General features: G+C 40.4%; 30 protein-coding genes. 6 read left to right on the forward strand and 24 right to left on the reverse strand.

The features are described 5' to 3' along the window. Window positions 1-49: 49 nt before the first annotated feature. From rplX to A7Q09_RS03345, 17 genes are all read right to left on the reverse strand, one after another. Window positions 50-364, reverse strand: a complete 315-nt coding sequence (rplX, locus tag A7Q09_RS03265) for a 50S ribosomal protein L24 (RefSeq protein WP_134389880.1) — start codon at window positions 362-364, stop codon at window positions 50-52. Continuing rightward, window positions 361-726, reverse strand: coding sequence for a 50S ribosomal protein L14 (gene rplN / locus A7Q09_RS03270; RefSeq protein WP_134389881.1), 366 nt, complete (start codon window positions 724-726; stop codon window positions 361-363). The genes rplX and rplN overlap by 4 nt, the downstream gene beginning before the upstream one ends. Before the next feature lie 22 nt (window positions 727-748). Next, window positions 749-1,042, reverse strand: a complete 294-nt coding sequence (gene rpsQ / locus A7Q09_RS03275) for a 30S ribosomal protein S17 (RefSeq protein ID WP_134389882.1) — start codon at window positions 1,040-1,042, stop codon at window positions 749-751. A gap of 15 nt (window positions 1,043-1,057) precedes the next feature. Next, complete coding sequence (rpmC, locus tag A7Q09_RS03280) at window positions 1,058-1,270, reverse strand: 50S ribosomal protein L29 (RefSeq protein WP_134389883.1); 213 nt, start codon at window positions 1,268-1,270, stop codon at window positions 1,058-1,060. Further along, window positions 1,267-1,692 carry a 50S ribosomal protein L16 gene (gene rplP, locus A7Q09_RS03285; protein ID WP_009061269.1) on the reverse strand — a complete coding sequence of 142 codons (426 nt, stop codon included), beginning with the start codon at window positions 1,690-1,692 and terminating at the stop codon, window positions 1,267-1,269. Before rplP ends, rpmC begins: the two co-directional genes overlap by 4 nt. Window positions 1,693-1,714: 22 nt before the next feature. Next, complete coding sequence (gene rpsC / locus A7Q09_RS03290; RefSeq protein ID WP_134389884.1) at window positions 1,715-2,362, reverse strand: 30S ribosomal protein S3; 648 nt, start codon at window positions 2,360-2,362, stop codon at window positions 1,715-1,717. Between the two features lie 20 nt (window positions 2,363-2,382). Next, window positions 2,383-2,721 (reverse strand): 50S ribosomal protein L22, encoded by a 339-nt coding sequence (gene rplV, locus A7Q09_RS03295; protein WP_134389885.1) that lies wholly within the window; start codon window positions 2,719-2,721, stop codon window positions 2,383-2,385. Window positions 2,722-2,730: 9 nt separating this feature from the next. Further along, window positions 2,731-3,006, reverse strand: a complete 276-nt coding sequence (rpsS, locus tag A7Q09_RS03300; protein WP_009061276.1) for a 30S ribosomal protein S19 — start codon at window positions 3,004-3,006, stop codon at window positions 2,731-2,733. Window positions 3,007-3,021: 15 nt separating this feature from the next. Further along, window positions 3,022-3,873: a 50S ribosomal protein L2 gene (gene rplB, locus A7Q09_RS03305; RefSeq protein ID WP_134389886.1), complete on the reverse strand. Its 852-nt coding sequence runs from the start codon at window positions 3,871-3,873 to the stop codon at window positions 3,022-3,024. 11 nt (window positions 3,874-3,884) lie between these two features. Continuing rightward, window positions 3,885-4,169 carry a 50S ribosomal protein L23 gene (rplW, locus tag A7Q09_RS03310; RefSeq protein WP_134389887.1) on the reverse strand — a complete coding sequence of 95 codons (285 nt, stop codon included), beginning with the start codon at window positions 4,167-4,169 and terminating at the stop codon, window positions 3,885-3,887. An 18-nt stretch (window positions 4,170-4,187) separates the two neighbouring features. Further along, window positions 4,188-4,823, reverse strand: a complete 636-nt coding sequence (gene rplD, locus A7Q09_RS03315) for a 50S ribosomal protein L4 (RefSeq protein ID WP_134389888.1) — start codon at window positions 4,821-4,823, stop codon at window positions 4,188-4,190. A gap of 22 nt (window positions 4,824-4,845) precedes the next feature. Further along, entirely contained in the window at window positions 4,846-5,496 is a 651-nt protein-coding gene (gene rplC, locus A7Q09_RS03320) for a 50S ribosomal protein L3 (protein ID WP_134389889.1), read from the reverse strand. A 107-nt stretch (window positions 5,497-5,603) separates the two neighbouring features. After that, window positions 5,604-5,909 (reverse strand): 30S ribosomal protein S10, encoded by a 306-nt coding sequence (gene rpsJ / locus A7Q09_RS03325; RefSeq protein ID WP_039721840.1) that lies wholly within the window; start codon window positions 5,907-5,909, stop codon window positions 5,604-5,606. Between the two features lie 18 nt (window positions 5,910-5,927). Further along, complete coding sequence (gene fusA, locus A7Q09_RS03330) at window positions 5,928-8,099, reverse strand: elongation factor G (RefSeq protein ID WP_134389890.1); 2,172 nt, start codon at window positions 8,097-8,099, stop codon at window positions 5,928-5,930. 71 nt (window positions 8,100-8,170) lie between these two features. Further along, window positions 8,171-8,641 carry a 30S ribosomal protein S7 gene (gene rpsG, locus A7Q09_RS03335; RefSeq protein ID WP_009061292.1) on the reverse strand — a complete coding sequence of 157 codons (471 nt, stop codon included), beginning with the start codon at window positions 8,639-8,641 and terminating at the stop codon, window positions 8,171-8,173. Window positions 8,642-9,170: 529 nt separating this feature from the next. After that, window positions 9,171-9,596: a 30S ribosomal protein S12 gene (rpsL, locus tag A7Q09_RS03340; RefSeq protein WP_039721842.1), complete on the reverse strand. Its 426-nt coding sequence runs from the start codon at window positions 9,594-9,596 to the stop codon at window positions 9,171-9,173. 209 nt (window positions 9,597-9,805) lie between these two features. Next, a complete protein-coding gene (locus A7Q09_RS03345; RefSeq protein WP_134389891.1) occupies window positions 9,806-10,687 on the reverse strand; it encodes a diacylglycerol kinase family protein in 882 nt (293 codons plus the stop codon). Window positions 10,688-10,816: 129 nt separating this feature from the next. On the opposite strand from A7Q09_RS03345, the gene A7Q09_RS03350 reads away from it, so the two are divergent. The 6 genes from A7Q09_RS03350 (at window position 10,817) to A7Q09_RS03375 (ending at window position 15,739) form a co-directional block, all read left to right on the forward strand. Next, window positions 10,817-12,079: an AsmA-like C-terminal region-containing protein gene (locus A7Q09_RS03350; RefSeq protein ID WP_134389892.1), complete on the forward strand. Its 1,263-nt coding sequence runs from the start codon at window positions 10,817-10,819 to the stop codon at window positions 12,077-12,079. Between the two features lie 28 nt (window positions 12,080-12,107). After that, window positions 12,108-12,656, forward strand: coding sequence for an RsmD family RNA methyltransferase (locus A7Q09_RS03355; RefSeq protein WP_134389893.1), 549 nt, complete (start codon window positions 12,108-12,110; stop codon window positions 12,654-12,656). 4 nt (window positions 12,657-12,660) lie between these two features. Next, on the forward strand, window positions 12,661-12,864 hold the full coding sequence (locus tag A7Q09_RS03360; protein ID WP_134389894.1) for a hypothetical protein: 204 nt from the start codon (window positions 12,661-12,663) through the stop codon (window positions 12,862-12,864). A 362-nt stretch (window positions 12,865-13,226) separates the two neighbouring features. Further along, window positions 13,227-13,898 carry a L,D-transpeptidase gene (locus A7Q09_RS03365; RefSeq protein ID WP_134389895.1) on the forward strand — a complete coding sequence of 224 codons (672 nt, stop codon included), beginning with the start codon at window positions 13,227-13,229 and terminating at the stop codon, window positions 13,896-13,898. Window positions 13,899-13,986: 88 nt separating this feature from the next. Next, window positions 13,987-15,291, forward strand: coding sequence for a molybdopterin-dependent oxidoreductase (locus tag A7Q09_RS03370; RefSeq protein WP_134389896.1), 1,305 nt, complete (start codon window positions 13,987-13,989; stop codon window positions 15,289-15,291). Next, window positions 15,284-15,739: a cytochrome C gene (locus tag A7Q09_RS03375; RefSeq protein WP_134389897.1), complete on the forward strand. Its 456-nt coding sequence runs from the start codon at window positions 15,284-15,286 to the stop codon at window positions 15,737-15,739. The genes A7Q09_RS03370 and A7Q09_RS03375 overlap by 8 nt, the downstream gene beginning before the upstream one ends. Before the next feature lie 81 nt (window positions 15,740-15,820). On the opposite strand, the gene ahcY is transcribed toward A7Q09_RS03375, so the two are convergent. The 7 genes from ahcY to A7Q09_RS03410 form a co-directional block, all read right to left on the reverse strand. After that, window positions 15,821-17,125, reverse strand: coding sequence for an adenosylhomocysteinase (ahcY, locus tag A7Q09_RS03380; protein WP_134389905.1), 1,305 nt, complete (start codon window positions 17,123-17,125; stop codon window positions 15,821-15,823). 113 nt (window positions 17,126-17,238) lie between these two features. Then, window positions 17,239-18,429, reverse strand: coding sequence for a methionine adenosyltransferase (metK, locus tag A7Q09_RS03385; protein ID WP_134389898.1), 1,191 nt, complete (start codon window positions 18,427-18,429; stop codon window positions 17,239-17,241). 56 nt (window positions 18,430-18,485) lie between these two features. After that, on the reverse strand, window positions 18,486-18,947 hold the full coding sequence (locus A7Q09_RS03390) for an acetolactate synthase (protein WP_009061316.1): 462 nt from the start codon (window positions 18,945-18,947) through the stop codon (window positions 18,486-18,488). 67 nt (window positions 18,948-19,014) lie between these two features. Continuing rightward, window positions 19,015-20,250 carry a pyridoxal phosphate-dependent aminotransferase gene (locus tag A7Q09_RS03395; RefSeq protein WP_134389899.1) on the reverse strand — a complete coding sequence of 412 codons (1,236 nt, stop codon included), beginning with the start codon at window positions 20,248-20,250 and terminating at the stop codon, window positions 19,015-19,017. Between the two features lie 9 nt (window positions 20,251-20,259). Further along, entirely contained in the window at window positions 20,260-20,769 is a 510-nt protein-coding gene (locus A7Q09_RS03400; RefSeq protein WP_208526670.1) for an Lrp/AsnC family transcriptional regulator, read from the reverse strand. A 10-nt stretch (window positions 20,770-20,779) separates the two neighbouring features. After that, window positions 20,780-21,748, reverse strand: coding sequence for a ribose-phosphate pyrophosphokinase (locus A7Q09_RS03405; protein ID WP_134389900.1), 969 nt, complete (start codon window positions 21,746-21,748; stop codon window positions 20,780-20,782). A 119-nt stretch (window positions 21,749-21,867) separates the two neighbouring features. Beyond that, window positions 21,868-22,704, reverse strand: a complete 837-nt coding sequence (locus A7Q09_RS03410) for a hypothetical protein (protein ID WP_134389901.1) — start codon at window positions 22,702-22,704, stop codon at window positions 21,868-21,870. Window positions 22,705-22,863: the final 159 nt, after the last annotated feature.

Genomic DNA, 22,863 nt, shown 5'->3' on the forward strand with positions numbered 1-22,863 from the left:
CCTTTATATTAGCCAACATGCCATCAAACCCTTTTGCAAGGGTTATCTTTTATGCTTCGGTTGTTGAAGTGCTCTTCTTTTTTTTCTGTCTTTCTTCCCATCTTGAAAAAAGCATAACGTTTGAAATTGAAATGGGCATTTCTTTTTCAATAATACCTCCTTGTGGATTTTCTTGGGTAGGCCGTACCGCTTTTTTCATCATCCTAATTCCTTCCACTATGACTTTACTTTTTTGTCTGAGAACCTGCAAGACTTTCCCCTTTTTGCCACGTTCACTGCCCGATATAACGATGACCTCATCGCCCCGTTTTACAGGAAATTTTTTTAATGGAATAATGCACTTTTTTTCTCCCCTTTTCTTCATACTACCTCCGGCGCAAGGGAAAGAATTTTTATAAAATTCTTTTCGCGCAATTCTCGAGCTACAGGACCAAATATTCGAGTTCCTTTAGGATTAGATTCTTTATCGATGATGACGATAGCATTATTATCAAATTTAAGATAGGAGCCATCACTTCTCCTAATCGGGCTTCTAGTCCGTACCACCACCGCTCTTACCACCTCTCCCTTTTTTACCGATCCATTAGGAATGGCATCTTTGACCGAAGCAGTAATAATATCCCCCACTTTTGCAACCAATGTTTTTCTACCAATCACTCCGATCATGGTCGCTTTTTTTGCTCCTGTATTATCGGCGACCTCTAACCAACTACGTATCTGAAGCATTTCTTGACCCCCTTCCCATTTACTATGATTTTAAAACCTCTACCACTTTCCACCTCTTCAAGCGACTCAATGGGCGACACTCTTGAATTCGAACTTTATCTCCTTCTTTGGCAATACCTTCTTCATCATGTGCATAAAACTTTTTTCTCACCAAAACAACCTTTTTATATAAAGGATGGGACTTATGCCTAGATACAAGGACGACAGCAGTTTTCGCCATTTTCGTCGATACCACCGTGCCTATCTTCTCCTTCGGTTTTCTTTTAGATAGGGCTTTCTCATTGGCAACAGTTTTGAGTTCCATATTCTCTTCCATCTTAATCCCCCCCTTTTACTTACCTTCTTCTGCGAACTTTTGCTTGGATATCGTTTTAATCCGTGCTATCAGCTTTTTCAATTCCTTGATGCGCGATGGCTTTTCCAGCTGAGCCGTTGATTTTTGCATTCGCAACCGAAAAAGTTCCTCCCGGCATTCCTGTTCTTTAACTAAAAGCTCCTGCTTTCCTAGCGATCTTAATTCAGTGAGCAGATTTTTGCTTTTCATACTTTAATCAACCTCTCCCTAGTTATAAAACGGGTGTGAATCGGAAGCTTTGCGGCAGCAAGCCTCATTGCCTCCTTAGCCACTGATTCTGGTAGTCCATCCAGTTCAAAAAGTACTCTACCCGGTAGGACAACAGCAACCCAAAATGCAGGTTGGCCTTTACCTTTACCCATACGAGTTTCTGGAGGTCGCGCCGTTACAGATTTATCAGGAAAAATTCTAATCCATAACCTACCTTTCCTTTTTACATTGCGCATGATAGCAACACGCGCTGCTTCTATTTGGGTATTAGTGATCCAGGCTCTCTCCAAAGCCTGCATTCCATAAGATCCAAAAGCCAATTCAGTTCCTCGCGTCGCGTTCCCTTTTCGGCTGCCACGCTGACTTTTCCTATATTTTACTCTTCGAGGCAATAGGGGCATATAGAAATCTCCTGCTAAACTATTAAACGACCGCCGTCGCTATATCTTCCTTTCTACAAATCCATACTTTCACTCCAATTTTTCCAGCTACCGTCAGAGCTTCTGCAAACCCATAATCAATATCTGCTCTGAGAGAATGAAGTGGAACTTTGCCTTCATGATACCGCTCAGCCCTAGCAATCTCCGCTCCACCTAACCTTCCTGCACATCTTACCTTAATCCCCATTGCTCCAGCATCCATAGTCAGTTGTATAGCCCTTTTGATTGCCCTTCGATAAGCCACCCTTCTTTCAATCTGCAGGGCAATATTTTCAGCTATCAGCTGGGCTTCAAGTTCTGGATGTTTAACTTCTTTAACATCAATTAAAACTTCCCTTCCTTTTTCAACAATATTAGCAATCTCCTCTTTGATCTTATCGAGTTCAGCCGCTCTTCTCCCAATAACCAACCCTGGCCGAGCTGTATGAATATTGATCCGTACACGGTTTCCAGCTCTTTCTATAACAATCTTTGATACAGCAGCTGATTCCAACCGTTTTTTAATAAATTTCCTAATCTGATAGTCTTCCCAAATAAATCTAGGAAAAGTTTTTTTATCCGCGTACCAAATCGATCGCCATTGTCTATTAACTGGCAGCCTAAATAGAATTGGGTTTACTTTTTGTCCCATAAGAATACCTTATTTCCTTCTTATTTTTCTTTTTCTTCCAAAATCACCTTAATATGACTCGTCCGCTTCCTTATAATCCCAGCGCTCCCCCGAGCCTTAGGTTGATACCGTCGAAAGGTTGGTCCTTCCTCTACAAAGACCCCTTTTACATAAAGATCTTGGACTCGCAAATTGTGATTATTTTCCGCATTGGCAATTGCCGAGCCAAGCGTTTTTCGTAGAATCCGAGCCGCTTTTTTAGGATAGAATGCCAGCAGATTAAAAGCCTCTTTAGCATCCATCCCCTTTATGGAACGTGCAACATCCCTAGATTTAAACGCTGAAATCCTAGCCATTTTATATACTGCCCGAACTTCCATATGAATCTCCTATTTCACTGAAGCCTTTTCGGTATGTGCACCATGCTTTCTGAAGGTGCGGGTCGGAGCAAATTCCCCTAACTTATGCCCCACCATATTCTCTGTCACATAGACAGATTGAAAGGTTTTTCCATTATGCACCAAAAAGGTATGTCCCACAAAATCGGGTATAATCATCGATCGCCTTGACCATGTTTTAATAGGCTTTTTTGCTCCTTTTAACTTTTCTATTTTCTCTAGTAAATGAGCATCTACAAAAGGTCCCTTTTTAAGACTTCTACCCATAGTAGCTCCCTCCCTTTACTTTTTCTTCTTTTTCTTAGGCCGTCTTTCCACAATAAACCTAGTAGAATTTTTCCTTTTTTTCCTTGTCTTTTTGCCTTTGGCTGGTTTCCCCCATGGAGATTCCAACTGCTGCCATCCTCCCCCGCCTTTACTTTTTCCTTGTCCCCCTCCATTAGGATGATCTACTGGATTCATGGCCACTCCCCTAACTCGAGGTCTCCAGCCAAGCCATCTTGTTCTACCGGCTTTTCCAAGAGATTTGTTGAAATGATCCGGGTTGCTGACTTGCCCAATAGTTGCATAGCATTCAGAGAAAATTTTTCTCACTTCTCCAGAAGGCAACTTCACAATGGCATATTCTTTATCTAAACCCATCATGCAAGCACTGCTTCCAGCAGAGCGAACTAGCTGTCCTCCTTTTCCAGGTACCAACTCTATATTGTATATCGGAAGGCCCGAAGGAATGTTCTTTAAAGGCAAAGCATTCCCCACTTCTGGTGGAGCCTCTGGGCCACTAATCACCCGACTACCCACTTTCAGTTCCTGTGGAGCAATAATATATCTTTTTTCTTGATCCTCATACTTCAGTAAAGCAATTCGAGCCGTTCGTATTGGGTCGTATTCTATACTCTCTACTATAGCTGGTATTCCAAACTTGTTCCTTTTAAAATCTACAATCCTATAACGTTGTTTATGCCCCCCCCCTCTATGACGAGCCGTAATCCTTCCATAGTTATTTCTTCCACCCTTCTTTTTGTATGGTTCGGTTAAAGACCATTCGGGCTTTCTATTGGTAATGTCGGAAAAATCATCCAACGCTACAAACCGCAAAGTGGGTGTCAACGGTCGAAAATTTTTTATTCCCATACTCTTTCCTTTCAAACTGTAATGTCTATTTTTTCACCAGGATATAACTGGACGATTGCCCTTTTAATCCTTGGAGTCTTGCCCGGCCTGCCTATTCTATTCCATTTTGTCTTTGACTGGACGTGATATAAATTAACTTTAAGAACCTTTTTCCCAAAAGCCTTTTCCACCGATTTCTTAACATCAATTTTGGTCGCCCTTGGATCGACATCAAAAAGATACTTGTTTTGTTCCCTTAGCATCGTAGCTTTTTCAGTCACTCTAGCTTGCCGGAGGATAGAAAACGGATCATTCATAGATTGCCTCCATTATGGTTATTGGCTATTGGCATTGCCAGTTTGATGATGCTTTTTAATTCTTTCAACAAGGATAGTAATGGCTTCTTTTTCAATAAAAATTTTCCTAAAGCTCACCAAGTCCAAGGCATTCACATCCCAAGCCGTAACTATGTTTAAATGGGGAATATTTCTTCCGGAAAGTAAGACATTCCTATTGGGAGATTTTAAAATCAACAAACAACTCTCTTTCCCATCCCATCCATCAAGTAATGAAAATATATGTTTTGTTTTAATCTTAGCAAGATTCGCATTGTCTATGCATAGGACAGATTCATCATTTATTTTCGCAGCCAAAGCTTTGATTAATGCTAATTGTTTAATCTTTTTGGGAATTTTTTTAGAAAAATCTCTTGGCTGTGGCCCAAATACTACTCCTCCTCCTACCCATATTGGTGAAGAAACATATCCAGCCCTAGCTCTACCTGTTCCCTTTTGTCTCCATGGTTTTCTACCAGAAGCTTTAACGGTTGCCTTTGTCTTTGTAGCTCGAGTGCCACTCCGGATATTCGCAAGATATCCACAAAGGGCATCATGCAACACCTGATCCCTTTCTTTAATCTTAGGGAAAACCAATCCATACTGTTCTGCTTTTTCTCTACTTAGCAATTCCATGACGAAACCTTTGGTTATCAACTTATTTGTTGTTCGATGCTTGCCCTTTTATAGCTTTTCGAACAATGACTACATCCCCCCTAGCCCCAGGGACGCTCCCAGTCACTAGAAGCGCATTGTCTTCAGGAAGAATTTTAAAAAGATCCAAATTCTGTATAGTTACCCGTTCTCTTCCCATATGTCCTGGCATCCCTTGATTTTTAAATACTCTTCCTGGGAATGATCTCTCCCCAATAGCCCCATTTCTCCTATGGGTTTTAGATCCATGAGAGGCAGGTTGACCTGCAAATCCATGTTTTTTCATTACTCCTTGAAATCCCTTCCCTTTAGTAATTCCAATAACGTCTACTTTTTCACCTTCTTCAAAATCCCTTACAGAGAGTGTTTGCCCAGGCTGCCACTGTTTTTCTGACTCAAATACAAATTCTTTCAGAAACCTCCGAGGGCTGATCCCATTTTTCTTATAATGTCCCAAAAGAGGTTTGCTTAGCTTTCTCTCTGCTACTTGTTCAAAACCCACTTGCAAGCGTACAATATTCTCCTCTTTATTAAATCGCACCACCACGTTTGGCTCTGCAACTAGAACCGTTAGAGGACATAATCTACCTTTAGAATCAAACAGTTGGGTCATACCCACTTTCCTTGCCATTAGCCCAAATCCTTTGATGCTCATAGTAATCCGTTTTGTTTTTTTTCCTCTCTCTCTCCTCTATAAGTTGAAAACTCCGGTAAATTCTTCCCTCAATGCTAAACTCCAATAACTGCTTTTCTTTTTCCCCATTAAATCCTAATGCTAATATCAACACCTGCAGGTAAATTTAATTTTTTTAATTCATCTACCGTCTTAGAGGTTGGTTCTTTGATGTCAATAAGCCTCTTATGAGTTCTAATTTCAAATAGATCCATGCTCTTCTTATCAACATGTGGTGACCGATTCACAGCCCACCGTTCTATTTTCGTAGGCAAAGGAATTGGACCTGATACAGCAGAACCTGTTCTTCGAGCAGTTTCTGCAATTTCAGAAGCTGCCCTATCCAATAGACGATAATCGAAAGATTTTAAACGAATCCTAATTTTGTTAGCCATTTGTCATCCCCCCTTTTCCTATTTTTTCTTTTGATCCAATAGTGCATTATAAATATGAACGGGGACTTCTTCGAAATGAGAAGGCTCCATCGAATAGGCTGCCCGCCCCTTAGACATCGAACGGATATCATTGACATATCCGAACATTTCTGCCAGAGGCACCTCTGCATTAATAATAGAGGTATTCCCTTTGGTTTCCACATTAAGAATCTTGCCTCTTCTTCGAGTTAAATCCCCAAGGATATCGCCTTGGAATTCAGAAGGTGTGGACACTTCCACTTTCATGATAGGCTCAAGCAAATAGCAATCGGCTTTTTTAAGAGCATCTTTAACGGCAAATATAGCAGCCATTTTAAAAGCCAATTCACTCGAATCCACTTCATGGTAACTTCCATCGATAATTGTTATTTTAAGATCTGTTACGGGACTGCCGTAGAGAATACCTGCGCCTAATGCTTCTTGAATTCCCTTAAAACAGGCCGGAATATACTCTTTGGGGATGGTGCCTCCAACAATTTTGCTTTCCCATTCCACCCCTTTGCCCCGCTCCAGAGGTGCCATCTCCAGAATCACATGTCCATACTGGCCACGACCACCACTTTGCTTAATCAATTTTCCTTCTCCTACGGCATGTTTTCTAATCGTTTCTCTATAAGCAATCTGAGGAGCGCCCGCATTGACACTGACTCCAAACTCCCTCCTTAGCCTATCGATAATAATATCGAGATGAAGCTCTCCCATTCCCGATATAATAGTCTGGCCAGTTTCAAGATCCGTATGAACTCGAAAAGTGGGGTCTTCTTCCATTAACCGTTGCAAAGAATGAGAAAGTTTTTCTCTATCTGACTGAGCTTTAGGCTCTACAGCCATAGATATGACAGGTTCAGGAAAGACAGGAGGCTCCAAAGACACTTCAAAGCCTTCTGCAGTAAGGGTGTCCCCAGTAGCCACTTCTTTAATTCCAACAAGAGCTGCAATATCTCCGGAATAGACCACTTCGATATCTTTTCTTTCGTTGGCTTGTATTTGAACTATTCTACTGATTCTTTCCTTCTTTCCGGTCCGGACATTATAAACGCTGTCTCCTTTTCTCAAAATCCCAGAATAAACCCTAAAAAACACCAGTTTGCCTACATAAGGATCAGACCATATTTTAAAGACAAGGGCACAAAATTTAGAGGCATCACTTACAATGACTTCTACTGGAGCATGGGTATAAGGATGCTGTCCTTTTGGGGGATCAATATCTAAGGGACTTGGTAAATAATCGATAACGGCATTGATCAAAGATTGAACGCCTTTATTACGAAAAGCAGAGCCTCCTACGACAGGTACAAATTCATTTTTAACAACGAGTCTGCGAATAGCCAGTTTTATCTCAAGAGGAGAAGGTTCCTTTTCTTCTAGAAAGAGCTCAGCCATTGTTTCGTCTCGATCTGCTAAAGCAGCAATAAGTTTAGCCTTAGCCTCCCGTGCAACAGCTTGATACTCTGCGGGAATATCCGTTATCACATAGGTGGAACCAAGTTTGTCATTATCCGTATACACTATAGCCTTTTGACAGATGACATCTATCTGACCGCGGAGTTGATCTTCCTTTCCCAAAGGAAGAAGCACTGGCCAAGCATAACCATCCAGCTTTGTCCGAATCTCTTCGATGACTTTATCAAAATCGGCCCCTATCCGATCCATTTTATTAACAAAAGCAATTCGAGGGACTTTGTACCGATTCGCTTGCCTCCAGACCGTTTCGGATTGCGGTTGTACTCCAGCCACTCCACAGAATACTACAATCACTCCATCTAGCACTCGCAAAGACCTCTCCACTTCTGCAGTAAAATCGACATGCCCCGGGGTATCAATGATGTTAATCCTAAATTTTTCGCCTTCGAACAACTTTACTAAGCCTTGCTCCTTTTTCTCAGGCCAGAAACAAGAAATAGCCGCCGCCGTAATAGTAATCCCCCGTTCTCTTTCCTGCTCCATCCAGTCGGTAACTGTTGTCCCTTCGTGAACCTCCCCCATCTTATGAATCATCCCAGTATAAAAAAGAATCCTTTCGGTAAGTGTCGTCTTTCCCGCATCGATATGGGCGGCAATCCCTATATTTCTTGTTCTTTCTAAAGGGAAGGTTCGATGAGGAGAATTCACTGCTGGGCTTTTTACAGTTTGTAGTAACTCGCTACTCATAAAAAATCCTTTATTTTTAAACTATTGCTTCCAAATGCGATATTCAACCATATATCAAAAGATCCATTCTTTTAAAAACGAAGATGCGCAAAAGCTCTATTTGCCTGCGCCATTTTATGGACTTCATCCCTTTTCTTAATCGAGCTTCCCTGACCATTAGCCGCATCCATGAGCTCCAAAAACAATGCTTTGGACATAGGAACTCCCTTCCTAGAATTGGCATATCGCACAATCCAACGCAATGCCAGGGAGACTTGGCGATGAGGGTTGACCTCAACTGGCACTTGATAGGTTGCTCCACCCACTCTTCTGGATTTCACTTCCAGCTTTGGTTTTACATTGTCCACCGCTTTTCTAACAATCTCCACCGGATCTCCTTCCTTGTTGTCTTGATTCAATGCCTCAATGGCATCGTAAACGATTCTTCTGGCCACGCTTTTTTTTCCTTTTCTCATCACCGTATTGACCAGCTTTGTAATAAGTTCAGAACCATATTTCGGATCCGGCTCTAGTTCCCTTCTCTCAGCTCTTCTTCTTCTCATAAAACATTCCAAACCTAATCACCAATTTGGCTTTTTAGTAAAAAACCCACTCTACTATCAAAATATTTAAACGATGCCTCTATGACAAAGGAGCATCGATAAAGACTAATGACTCTTTTCTATAGTCCCTTCTAAACCGTTCCCTCAGACTTACTCATTTCTACTAACACAGGTTCGAAGCTGACTTCCTGCTTCACCGAGGCTAGTTTCATTCGGGTCTTGCGGCCCGAGCCAGAGCCTTTCTTTCCACAGGCTTCAGATCCGGCCAGCCCTCACCGTAAAGCCGCTTAGGGCGGCCAATCCATATGCCAAGAGATTCCTGGCCGCATTCACCTCCCGGTCCTGTAGGGTGCCACAGCCCGGACAACTCCAATGTTGGCTATCTTGCGATAGTTGTTCAAAATATATATCTTTGCGCAAGAAAGTGCCAACTTAAATTGAAACTGTTTAAGCCCTTTTCAAAACATACTATATATTTTCAATATCCCCTGTAAATTCGATTATTTTCCTTCCAGATGGAATGCTCTGGTTATTTGGTTTTAGCCGCAGGTTTTGCGCCAGCCTTAGGCCTTTTCACTCCATACTTACTTCGTGATACATTCCTATTCATTTTGTTTGTATTACTTGGACCAACAGCTCCAGAAGCATCCAACGTGCCTCGAATAATGTGATAGCGTACACCTGGCAAATCCTTTACCCTTCCACCCCGAACCAGAACAATAGAATGTTCTTGCAAATTATGTCCTTCTCCTGGAATGTAGGCAATAATTTCCTTACCATTGGTTAATCTTACTTTTGCAACTTTTCTTAAAGCGGAATTTGGCTTTTTGGGGGTCCTTGTCATCACCTGAACACAGACACCTCTTTTCTGTGGACAACTGTCCAAAGCCGGTGCTTTGGTTTTTCTTTTTAAAGCTTCTCTACCTTTTCGTACAAGTTGATTGATCGTAGGCATACACTTCCCCACTCCTGCTTTTTTTAAATAAAGCTAGTTGTTCTTTACTCTCAATATTTTTATTATTCCAATGGAACCTTCCTTAAGGCTTGCCGCTCATTGTCCCTCAAGCCCCACTCCGAAGAGAATATCCCGCCAACACAATTGGGAACTTATAAAAATGGGAAAAATAGAAAAAAAATCAAGCTTTTTATTTCAAAAAAAAACCTTCAACATGTTGTCTTCTCAGTTGGAGGAACGATCACTTTTAATTTGTGTTGCTCGCAGCTGAAACTCACTGGAGTATACCCATAAAAATCTCCATCGAGCTCTACAGGAATTTCTTCTGGAGAGCTCACCTGGAATTGCTTCGACTGGAAGTGAGTGACTTCGCAGTCCGTAGGCATTTTGTTGAAAAAACTTTTGAAGAGGCATTTTAACAATATGGTTGAACTCACGCGCGAAAATAGGCAACCATCTAGAATTCCGTCATCATGTCGAGCCTTAGGGAAAACTGAGAATGGTCCCCCATAATATTTCCCATTGCCAACTAAAAGAAAAGAACCAAAAAAACGTTTGCCTTCTTTTAATTTTACTTCTATTAAGGGTTGTGGTTCCTTCAACAGTTTGGTGACGCTAAAAACATAACTCAGAGGACCAAAATTCTTTCTTATATCCTTATGAGTGACTTGCAGCACCTTAGCATCTAATCCTACTCCTGCAAGCTGTACGAAAGGATGGTCGTTGGCTTTGGGTAAATCGATTGTTTTTACATTTCCTTCTAATATAATTGCCCAAGCTTTCTCTATCGATCTAGGCAAGCCAAGTTCCATTGCAAAAACATTGATCGTTCCTAAAGGAATGATACCTAGTGTCACCTCTCTGCCGTTAAACCCATTAACCACCTCATTGATCGTTCCATCCCCACCGGCAGCAACAATCAGGTCATATCCTTGCTCGATAGCCCACTCCGTTTTAGCTTCTGCATCTCCTGGATATTGGCTAATCTTAATCGGGACTTCCCCTACAACGCTATGCAACTTAGTAAGGAGATATTTAGCTTTTTCTCCTCGAGCCGCCGGATTGAAAATAATACAAATCTTATTCTGCACTAGCCTTTACCTCAAATACATATACACTATTTCTTTGTGCGCGTTATTCTGAAGCTCGTCGAATTTTTTATCTTACTTCTCGCCACTTTGCTATTGTTATTTCTAAGCTTCTTTTTGATTTTACAAAAAATGGAAAAAAAACCGGCTATGGTTCATTTCATCGAATCGTTTTTAACCGATGCTTTTGGTATTCCCACAACTATCGAAAAAGTTCATTTTTCCTTTCCCTTCACCGTAAGCCTTGAAAAATTGAAGATTGAAAATTCACTCTCTAAAAATTGTCCTCTTCTTTTCGAATCCACTGCCATCCAATTAAAAAACGGATTCTCCCCTTTTAGCCATGGTATATTTTTTGATGTCTTTTTGATGGACCCTAAAACATCCTTTGAACTCCATCAAGGACGCCATCTTCTTCTTCCTTTGATAGAAGAAGGCAGCAATGGGGAAGAGCTTCCTTCGCTTTTTTCAGGAAAACTAGCTGCTTCTCTACCAATTAGAAATATTCTCATCCGGAATGGAATGATAAAAATTTTTTCTGGCTATCAAACTCCGTTGTTCATTCTTCAAGGGATTGAAGAACAAGAAAGCATAGATCTAAAAAAACAGAAAGCCTCCTGCTCTGGAAGAGCTCTTCTGGCATATATTAATTCTGTTCCATTGCTTCATAATGTTCATTTTAATTACATTTTTTTCCATAAAGTTTTTCAACATTTAGATCTTGATGCCTTGCTCGCAGGTGGCAAATTACATTTAAGTCTATCGAACAGCACTAACAATCAGGATAGAGAAAAGAAGCTCCAGTGGAAAATTATTTCCTCTGGGTCAAAAATTGAAGAGCTTTTTAGTTTGTTTGATCCCCATGGTTCTTATTCGATCTTTGGGTCGTTAAGTTGTAAAGCTAATGGATCTATCAATAAAGTGGAACTTAATGCTATTGAAGGAAATGGCACTTTTCAAATAGAACAAGGAAAGATAAAAAACTTAGCTCTGTTTCAAGAACTCTCTGAATTGCTTAAAAATACCAATTTGAACAGTCCTGAGTTTGAGAAATGGTATGGTTCGTTTAAGATCAAAGAAGGAAAAATTTTTTTATCAGATATGGCTATTTTATCAAATTCCTTTTCAATGACTGGCAACGGCTTTCTCCGTTTCGATAGTTCTATAGATATGGATCTAAAGATATTACTCAATAAAACGTTTTTTAACGGAAAGCTTCCAGATGCTCTTCTAAACAAACTAAACATTCATTCAAATGCTTTAAGTTCTATTCCAGTCAAAATTTCTGGCACTTTGGCTAACCCCAAAGCTGCATTCATCCAACCAAACCCCCTGCCCAGACTTTCTCCCTCCGGCTCCTCTCTTCTTTCTCCTCCCCTTATTTTCACCAAATAACCTCCTAGCCTTTCATTGCCTTCTTGCTATGTCCCTAAAAATTATAGGTGGAATTGCCAAAGGAACTCCTCTTCATGTGCCAAAGAAAACCGTTGTTCGCCCGGCTCTATCGAGAATGAGAGCTGCCATCTTTTCTTCCCTTGGAGACTGGATAGAAGGCAGAAATGTCCTTGATCTATTTGCTGGTTCCGGCTCTCTTGGAATCGAGGCTTTGAGCAGAGGGGCTTCTTTCTGCACCTTCGTCGATCTATCCAAAGAATGCATTGGTTGCATAAGTAACAATCTTAAAAAAGCCCATTTAGAAGGGAAATTAATTCTGATGGATGTCTTTAAATTTCTACAAAAGAACAAAGAGAAATATGAACTTATTTTTGCCTCTCCGCCCTATATCAAAGCATCGAAGCCTGTCGATAGTTCCTCCTTACTCTCCCTAGTGCATCAGAATATAGACTCTGAAGGACTGTTTGTTTGGGAGTTTTATTCTAAAAACATACTTCGTTTGCCTGATTTCTGGTCAATTCATTGGGAAAAAACAATTGGAGAAACAAAAGTGTGGATTCTAAAACCATTGTTTTAAGTCCATGAAAAGGCTTTTGGCACATTATTTGCTTTTTCATTTTTACATGAGCAAGCAGTATAAAAAAACAGAAGAAAAGAAAAAGGAATATAAAAAAGGCTGTAAGGCAATTGATTTCCCTTTTCATCAACAAGAAAAACTAAGAACTTCGGAGCAGAATGAGCTCCATAGCTTTTTCCCTTTTCGATACAGCCGATACATTGAATGAATCTTGCATGCGGTAATCGTTTGGCAACTTATGGACAAATTTCTTAGGAGATCACATCAGGTTGCTTCCCGCTTTATTCTTTAAACCACACAGCGAGGGGAGCTTTAAGGCTAGTAAGCTCCAATGTCAAAAGATATCATTTCCTGCTAAAGTATCAGTAATTTGTCCGGTTTCTGTTCCTGCCAAGGCAATGACAAGATGCTTCCTTGCTGCATGCTAGACAGTTTTGCATAGGTCCATTTCCTCCAGAGGTTGTTTGAATAGATCATAGCATCCTCTTCCATAGATTTTTTAGAACCCAATCTTCTACATTCGTTTTTTTTCTTTTCGATCCTCAAAACTCCTAGTATATTTCCCATCTTGTGGGAAAAGAAAAACCCTTTATTAACATCCTTTCTATGATTTATTTGCTCTATTTTTTTTTCTTTTATCTCTTTTCTTCAGCCTTTGCTTTAAAGGATATCTCCGGTTCGAATGAGGAAAATTCAACAGGGAACAAGGAAAGAATCGTTAAAACTTCCCTGCAAAACCAAGCTGTTTATGTTCTCGATAGAGGTAAGGTTATTTTTGTAGCCCCCTGTACAGTAGGGAAAAGTGGGCACCCGACCCCCAAAGGAGTATTCTACATTAGCGCAAAATCAATAAAAAAACGCTCTCATAGTTATGGATTCTGGGTAAAAGGCAATGATATAAGAGCCACTGAAAACCCATCAAAACCACCTCCTGGAGGTCCGTGGGAATATGTCGGCTATCCTATGCCTTACTGGGTAGAGTTTGCCCCTGGATATGGTTTTCATGAAGGCTTTGTATGGACTACGCCACGGACACATGGCTGCATCCGTCTTCACGGAAAAACGGCCATTGAGTTTTTTAATCTGGTGAGTATTGGAACAAAAATTCTTATTGCTGACTCTTTTCCTGAAGATCTAACGGTTGGCAAACATCTCAAAAGGCCACGAGATGAACTTCTTCCTGATCCACCTGCTCAATTTATGATTTCAGAAGAAGCTTTTGAAAAGCCATGGGAATTTTAAGGCTGGACTTATAGGGATTTATTAAGAAAAACTTTTGCTTTTTTATCCTGTTGATTTATATAAACAGAATATTACAGGATATTACATAATGGATAAAGAGTTTTTAAAATACTTTTTGAATTTTCCTGTTATTTCTAGAAGAGATTGGCTGAAAATTTTTGGATTTTCTACCCTCTCAACTTTAGCTTTTCAAAAATCTTTTGCTGGAGAGGAGACAAGAAAGATCCATCTATCTTCATCCAATCCCAGTCCATACTGGACAAGCCAAAATCCTTTTGCCTATGAGCCCCAAAAGCTTCCTCTCATTCGATTAAACGATAGACCTATCGTACTTGAAACCCCACGGGAATTTTTCGAGTTTCCTTTTACACCAAACGCGGCATTTTATGTAAGATATCATCTTGATGGCATTCCTAACTCCATTGATCTTTCTAAATGGAGGCTCTACCTTGAAGGAAATTTCTCTAATCCTATTTCTTTTTCTTTTGCAGACCTACTGACTCAATTTGAGCCTGTATCGGTTGTGGCTGTCAACCAATGTTCGGGAAATTCTAGAAGCAGATTTTATCCTAGAGTCCCTGGAGCTCAATGGGGCAATGGGGCTATGGGGAATGCGAAATGGACGGGAGTGCGGCTCATTGATGTCTTGCAAAAAGCAAAAATAAAACCCAATACCGTGCAAATTCAATTCCAAGGATTCGATTATGGTCGAACTCCAGAAGGCACTCCTGCTCATGCATTTATTAAATCCCTTGATAGAAATGATCCTATTTTAGAAGAAACGCTTCTTGCTTATGCCATGAATGGAGAGCCACTTCCCTTATTAAACGGTTTTCCATTAAGACTGGTTGTTCCAGGAAAGTTTGCCACCTACTGGATTAAACATCTGACCTGGATTCGAGCCTTGGAGACTCCAGACACAAACTTTTGGATGAAAACCGCTTATCGCATTCCCAAAACCAACGGGAACTCCATTACATTTGAGGAATATCAAAAAAAAGCTCCTATCCAGACTATTCCCATTGGGGATATTCAGATGCCTGTTAGATCTTTTATTATTCAGCCAACTGGGGATGTGAAATTAGTCGAAAAAATGGGAGTGCAAGTCAAGGGAATAGCCTTCAGTGGTTATGGGAGAATCGTCAAGGTAGAATTTTCTGCTGATGGCGGTTCTCACTGGCAAGAAGCAATGCTAGAGAGAGACTTAGGAAAATATTCATTCCGGCTTTGGCATTTAAACTGGACCCCAAGACAGCCTGGGGAATACTTGCTTGCTTCCAGGGCCTGGGATGAGAAGGGGAATACCCAACCGACTACACCCATATGGAATCCTGGAGGCTATTGTTGGAATACGATTGAAATTCAAAAAGTTTGGGTTGGAAAATATGCATAAAATTAAGCACTATCGTTCCAGGATATCTTTTCTCTCCAAAATCCCTATTTTTTTATGCCTTCTTTTTATTGCTTCTGCATCTTTCTCCCAAGCCTCTATGGATGTAACTGAAATTGGCGAGGCTGGATTATATACTCTTGATACATCTGGAGTAATCTTTCCTTTTACCCCGTATCCGCAAGATTCCAGCTCTGTCTATGCGGTAGGCGCTTATCCTCTTACAACCGAGCCCTTACCCACGGGGGAAAGACAAGAAATTGTGCAGAGCTATTGTTCCATGTGCCATAGTACAACCATCATTAGCCTCCAACCAAAATTTTCTTTAAAAACCTGGAGGCATGAAGTAGAAAAAATGAAACAACTTGGTGCTCAAATTCCTGAGGAGATGATCTCCCATATTATCGAATTCCTTGAAAAGAGTTGTTCAGTTAACGAGGGAGAAAAATAAGGCCCATAGAAACAAAGCCTCCATCCAGGCTTTTTGTTCTGAATTTTCTCCTCTTGCCCTCAAACCTGTCTAGAAGAAATTTCAATAGCGATAATGGTTAGGTTTATAGGGTCCTTCAATTGGAACACCTAAGTAATCCGCTTGCTCTTTTGTCAAGCGGGTTAGTTTCACGCCAAGCTTTTCTAGATGTAACCTTGCCACTTTTTCATCGAGGATCTTGGGCAGAGTGTAGACTTTACCCCTTTTATATTCCCCACTGTGGCGTTTGGTCCATAATTCAATTTGAGCTAAAACTTGATTGGTAAAACTGGCACTCATGACAAAACTAGGATGTCCACTAGCACATCCTAAGTTTACAAGCCGTCCTTCAGCCAACACGTACAATTTTTTTCCATTCGGCCAAAGGAACATATCTACCTGTGGTTTTATTTGGATCCGTTGCAGGTTTTTATCCTCATAGAGTGATCTTACTTCTATTTCTGAATCGAAATGTCCAATATTACATACGATGGCTCCTGACTTCATTCTATCCATGTGTTCTCTTCGGATGACATTAATGCATCCAGTCGCTGTTACAAACAGATCAGCTTTTTCTACAACCTCCTCCAAAAGAGTTACTTCATAACCATCCATTGCAGCTTGCAAGGCATTAATAGGATCAATTTCAGTAACAATAACCCGCGCTCCCATCCCTTTGGCTGATTGGACGCAGCCTTTCCCAACATCCCCATACCCACAGACAACGACAATTTTGCCTGCAATCATCACATCCGTAGCCCTTTTTACCCCATCAAGAAAGGATTCCCGACACCCATAGAGATTATCGAATTTGCTTTTTGTGCAGGAATCATTAACGTTCATAGATGGCGGCCCCAAGGTCCCTTTAGCTTCTCTTTGGTACAATCTATGAACCCCTGTTGTGGTTTCTTCAGAAATACCTACAATCCCATCGAGTAGTTCTGGATATTTCTTGTGGACAAGTTCAGTTAGATCACCCCCATCGTCTAAGATCATATTTAAAGTTTGACCATCGGGCCATCTTAACGTTTGTTCCATGCACCACTCGTATTCCTCCAATGTTTCACCTTTCCAAGCAAAAACTGGGATTCCCTTAGCTGCAATCGCCGCAGCAGCATGATCCTGAGTAGAAAAAATATTGCAGGAACTCCATCTAACCGATGCTCCAAGCTCAACTAAGGTTTCTATTAAAACAGCCGTCTCAACGGTCATGTGAAGACAGCCAGCAATCCTAGTTCCCTTTAATGGATATACTCCCTTATATTCTTTTCTAAGAGCAATCAGCCCAGGCATCTCATCCTCTGCTACTTCAATTTCCTTTCGTCCAAAATCGGCAAGCTCCATGTCTTTTACTTTAAAATCAGCCATATTCACTCCTTCCTTAGGCATGCTTCTAATTTTAAAACTATTCTATTAGGATTGTTGATTTATTCATGAAAAGATAGAGAAGGGTCTTGTAACTGGATGGCGTTTTGAACTGTTTATACCAATCCTACGGCAGTAAGCAAATCATTTACTTTATCCGTTTTTTCCCAGCTAAAGATATCCAACTCGTCGTTTCTGCCAAAATGGCCATAATTGGTGATTTTACTATAAATAGGTCGAAGTAAGTTCAGTTCATCTATTATTTCAGCAGGCTTAAGCCGAAAGACCTCACGAATCGCTCTTTCTATTTTTTGATCTTCAACAAGTCCCGTTTCAAAAGTGTCCACAGCAACCGAAACCGGATCAGCTTTCCCAATAGCATAAGCTATTTGAACTTCGACTTTGGTAGCAATTTTTGCTGCCACAATATTCTTGGCAATATATCTAGCCATATAAGCAGCACTTCTGTCCACTTTCGAAGGATCTTTCCCACTAAATGCCCCTCCCCCATGTCGCCCCATGCCTCCATAGGTATCAACAATAATTTTTCTCCCAGTAACTCCAGAGTCGGCATCTGGCCCTCCCGCAACAAACCTACCAGTTGGGTTAATGTAAAAAACCGTTTTTTTATGGAGAAATTCTTCAGGTATAGCCTTCTGAATGATTTCTTTTTTTATGATTTCTTCTATTTCTTTGTTTGAAACCTCTTCGGTATGCTGTGTCGAGACAACAATGGCCTCCACGCGCATTGGTTTGTTATCCTCATAATAAAGAGAGACTTGCGTTTTTCCATCAGGCCGTAACCAAGGACACCCTTCTTTTTTTCTTAATTCAGTTAATCTTCTTGAAAGTCTATGAGCAAAAGTAATTGGAGCTGGCATAAGTTCAGGAGTTTCAGTACATGCAAAACCAAACATCAGCCCTTGATCCCCTGCACCCTGATCGGGATTTTTTCCCATATTATGACGTTCCTTCTTCCCATCAACCCCCAAGGCAATGTCTGGGCTTTGTTTGGAAATCGCACAAACGATATGTAATTTTTCAGGATAAAATAGGCTTTTGGGATCATTATATCCTATTTGCCGAACGGTATCTTTGACAATCTTTATATAATCTAGATTAGCCTTGGTAGTGATTTCTCCTGCTAACACAACCAGGTTTTCCTTCACAAGGGTCTCACAGGCCACTCTGCTGAACTTATCCTGCTGAAGGCAATGGTCCAAAACGGTATCCGAAATGGTATCGCATACTTTATCTGGATGGCCTTCAGTGACGGATTCAGAAGCAAAAACGTAAGACTTAGACATAATAGCTACAATGAGAATATAAGAAAAAAAAACAATCTTTTTTAAAAAAACTTTTTCTACCTGCTGATATCTTTTTGGAAAAGCACCCGATAATTGTTCCTTAAAAGCACGGATATGGCTAATTCTTCATCTTCAACCCTAAGTGCCAATACCGCTTTGCCGTAGGGTCTTGTCAGGAAAGGATAGCTAAAATAAATATTGATTTCAGCTTGAAGTAGCACAGTAAGGACTTTTCTTAGATCTTCGGCTGATTGCGGAAGCTCTAAGGCAATCAGAGAACATTCAGTATAAGATATTCCATTTTCAGCAAGAATCTTTCTGGCATTTTGAGGATCATCAACCACTAATCGAATGGTGGAGGCTTCGGATGTGTCTAAGATAGTAAAACCTATAATGTGGATTTCATGACTTTCCAAAAGGCGCACTAACTCTAAAAGTCTTCCCGCTTTATTCTCCATGAAAACGGTAAACTGGCTAATTTTTTCCGGCTGCCTATCTTGCGTAGTCTGAATACCCACAATTCTCCTTGATCTCTATTAAATTTTTTTTCCTAAATATTATAAACTTTCTTTCCTAATTATTCATTTATTGTTTCTTGCCTTCTTTTTCAATTTTTTTTAACCAACTTTCGATTCTTCGCACAGCTATTTTGAGGTCTTCAAAACGGGTGGCAAAACTACATCTCACATATCCTTCTCCTCCTTGTCCAAAAGCAGAACCAGGAACCAGTGCCACTCCTCCCTCCTGGAGAAGTCGATAACAAAATTCTTTTGATGAGAGTCCAAACTGTCGAATCGAAGGAAAATAGTAAAAGGTCCCTTTAGGAAGATTCCCAACAAGACCTAAGGAAGAAAGATTTTTCCATAGAAAGTTCCGACGCAATCTATATTCTTCAACCATCTGTTCCATATCTTTCTTTCCATGCAATAAGGCTTCTATGGCTGCTTGCTGAGCAATAGAAGAGGCACAGAGGATCGAATATTGATGAATTTTCATCATCGCCTCAATCCACTCCTTTGGGCCACAGGCATACCCTATCCTAAATCCTGTCATAGAGAACGCCTTAGAAAACCCATGGAGGAAAAGGCTCCTTTCTTTCATTCTATCAAAAGCGACTATCGAACGATGGGTGCCTTCATATATCAGTTCCGCATAAATTTCATCACTGATCACATAAAGATTATGCTTAGAAGCTAATTGAGCAATGGCTTCCAGTTTCTCTTCATTTTCAATACTTCCTGTAGGGTTCGTGGGGAAGTTTAGAATAATTGCTTTGGTTTTTGGGGTAATTTTTTTTTCGACCGCGACTGGATCAAGTTGAAATCCGTCTTTTTCCAACGTTTCAACAATGACAGGCACCCCGTAGGCAAGAACCACCAAAGGAACATAAGACACATAAGAAGGCTGATGGATTATGACTTCGTCAAAAGGATCAATTATCGCTCTTAAAGCACAATCAAGCCCTTCTGAAACCCCTATTGTTACAAGGATCTCTTCGTAAGGGTTGTAGTCGACACCGATTAGTTTCGATACATATTGAGCTATTAATTTTCGGAGTTCTATAAGGCCAAGATTAGATGTGTAGCCTGTCTGTCCCTTTTCAAGGGAATAAATGGCTGCCTCTCTAATCATCCAGGGGGTATCAAAATCCGGTTCACCAATCCCTAAGGAAATAACATCCGTTTGGTTCTGGACAAGTTCGAAAAAATCCCTGATTGACGATTTTCCAATTAAGGAAAGATGTTTGGCTATTGGTAGCTTGGTTCGAAAATCAAAAGGCACTATTTTTTGGGTAGAATTGATAGCGGGATGTTTTTTCATGGAAGGAAATTACGGACTTACAGGCAGACGAAAATGGGATGGAGCTGAAAAAATGATCCCTTGATCTTTGTAAGTTTTTAGCATAAAATGGGTCGATGTAGAAATAACCCCAGGCAGCGTAGCCAATTTTTCTGAAACAAAAAGAGCAACCTCTTTTAGACTTTCTCCTTCTAGGAAAACAAGTAGATCATAGCCCCCACTCATTAAGAAACAAGAAGTAACCTCTTCAAATCCGGCTATTCGCTTGGATAGCTTATCAAAACCTCCTCCTCGCTCAGGAGTAATTTTGACTTCAATGACAGCACGCACTCTGTTTTTCTGTATTTTTTCTGGATCAAAGATGGTCTTATAGGCCAAAATGAACTTTTCTTTTTCAAGCTCTTTTAAAAGAGCTGCTGTTTCCTCAACGGATATACCTAAAGCCGAAGCTATATCCGATATGGAAAGGCGAGCATTTTTTTCTAACAGTCGAACTATATCGCTAATTAATTGAGGATTAACTTTCAAAAGGTTCTGCACACAATGATTTTTAAAGATTAATTTTCTTTCCGTCAACTTCGAATAGAGAGGTCACGGACATCCCTGTATGAATTCTTTTAATGGCTTCTCCTAAAAGAGGCGCCACATCTAACACCGTTACCCGAACTCCTTCAACTACAGGAACGGGAACGCTGTTGGTAGTGATTAATTCTTCGAGATGTGAATTTCTCAGCCTGCCTATACCAATCTGATTTAGAACGGCATGAGAAATTCCAGCATAAATCCTTCTGGCTCCCATTTTTTTTAAAATTGTTGCCGCAGAAACCACAGTTCCAGCCGTTTCTGTTAAATCATCGACAATCAATACATCCTTCCCTTCCACATCCCCAACAACGAAATCCGCTTCCGTATGATAGGCATCCACTCTCTTCTTAACTACTAAAGCAAGCCCTTTGCCCAGCAATTGAGAGTAGGTAGAGGCCATTTTTATCCCTCCTACATCTGGAGAGACAACAACAAGATCGAGAAGATTCTTTGTCTCAAGAAACTTATAAAAAACAGGAACAGCTGTAAGATGATCTACGGGAATGTCAAAAAAACCTTGAATTTGTTGGGCATGAAGATCCATTGCCAGCACTCTGTTGGCTCCAGCGGCTACGAGGAGGTTCGCAACCAGCTTGGCCGTTATAGACACTCTTGGCTGATCTTTCCGATCTTGCCTGGCATAACCATAAAAAGGAATTACGGCTGTAACTCTTGCAGCACTTGCTCTTTTGGCAGCATCAATCATAATCAATAATTCCATTAGATTATGATTGGTCGGAGGACAGGTAGGCTGCACAATAAAAACATCTCTGCCTCGAATATTTTCGTTAAATTTTACAAAGGTTTCTCCATCAGGGAAGGATGAAATGGTTGCTTGTCCAAGAGGGATGCCGACATACTGAGCAATCTTTGTTGCCAAAGCCGGATTCGCTCTCCCAGAAAATATTTTTAATAATTTATATTCGTCATTCATTTAACCGTAGCTCCGACAAAATTTAACCTAAAATATTTTGCATTTCATAAAAAAATAAAAATTGTTGTGCTTTAAAACTTTTGGATGGCTCATCATAAAACAAAGCTTTTTAGATTTTCTTAAATTTCGGTCAGCATTTGAAAAGAAGAATAAATCTGGTATTCAGGGAAAAAAGGGTTATGTCCTTTTTCAAAGCCAACGGTTGATAGGGGGCCAATCCTGGGACAAATGATGGTTTCATCCGAAAATCCAAACAGCGTAGATCGAATCAGTTCAAGAGTCTTATAATAACCGGTTTCTTCATAGGAAATAGAGCCAGAAATAAAATATTTTCCGACAAAAACTAAAGGAGAAGATTCAGGAGGATGGACAAAGTAAAATATTTTATCGATTAAAGGAATAAGCTCCACTCTGAACGATCCTAACCATTGCTCTTTCTTTTCCAATTGCCCCTCTTTAGAAGGAGCAGAAAAAGGCAAGGAAAAACTTTTTAAAATATCGGCTAATTCCTGAATTTGTTCCAAAGAAAAAAGAAAGACATGATCCAGTCCATCCTCCTGATCATTAACATAATAATTTTCGATCAATTGCTTATTTGGAGGATCTATCAAGAATTTTTTGTTACTTCTCTTGTCTATTAACAAATAAGATTTTTTTTCAGGTCTCTCTTCACTAGATATTTTTTTTAAAAAGTAGGGAAGAGACAATGGTTGAGGATTACATTTTCCAGTAGCCATGGAGAGCAGAATTTCACCACTCAAGGAAAGAGCCTGAGCCACTAAAAAAAGAGCCTTTTCATTAAGCACTCCATTTTTCAGTTTTCTTAACTCATCTATTTTGACTCCCGCTTTACGTGCAAGCTCCGTATCGGTCAATTCTTGACCTTTTTGAGCTTTGAGCAAAATCTCATTCCACAGATCTATCCAATCCAACTCTTCCACAAGACCTTTTCCCATATAGAACGCCACAGGCTTTTAAAAGTATATTCTAACATTGACATCCTCCCCATGCCTAAAGGCAGGGGATTCCTGGAGATAACTGACCAGATTTAGCCAGGGCAAGCTCTCCGATGAGGGTGTTGAGGTTTTGATAGACCCTGACACTCTCATCGGCCT

The organism is Methylacidiphilum sp. Yel (genome assembly GCF_004421185.1).
In the GTDB taxonomy this organism is placed as follows: Bacteria; Verrucomicrobiota; Verrucomicrobiia; order Methylacidiphilales; family Methylacidiphilaceae; genus Methylacidiphilum.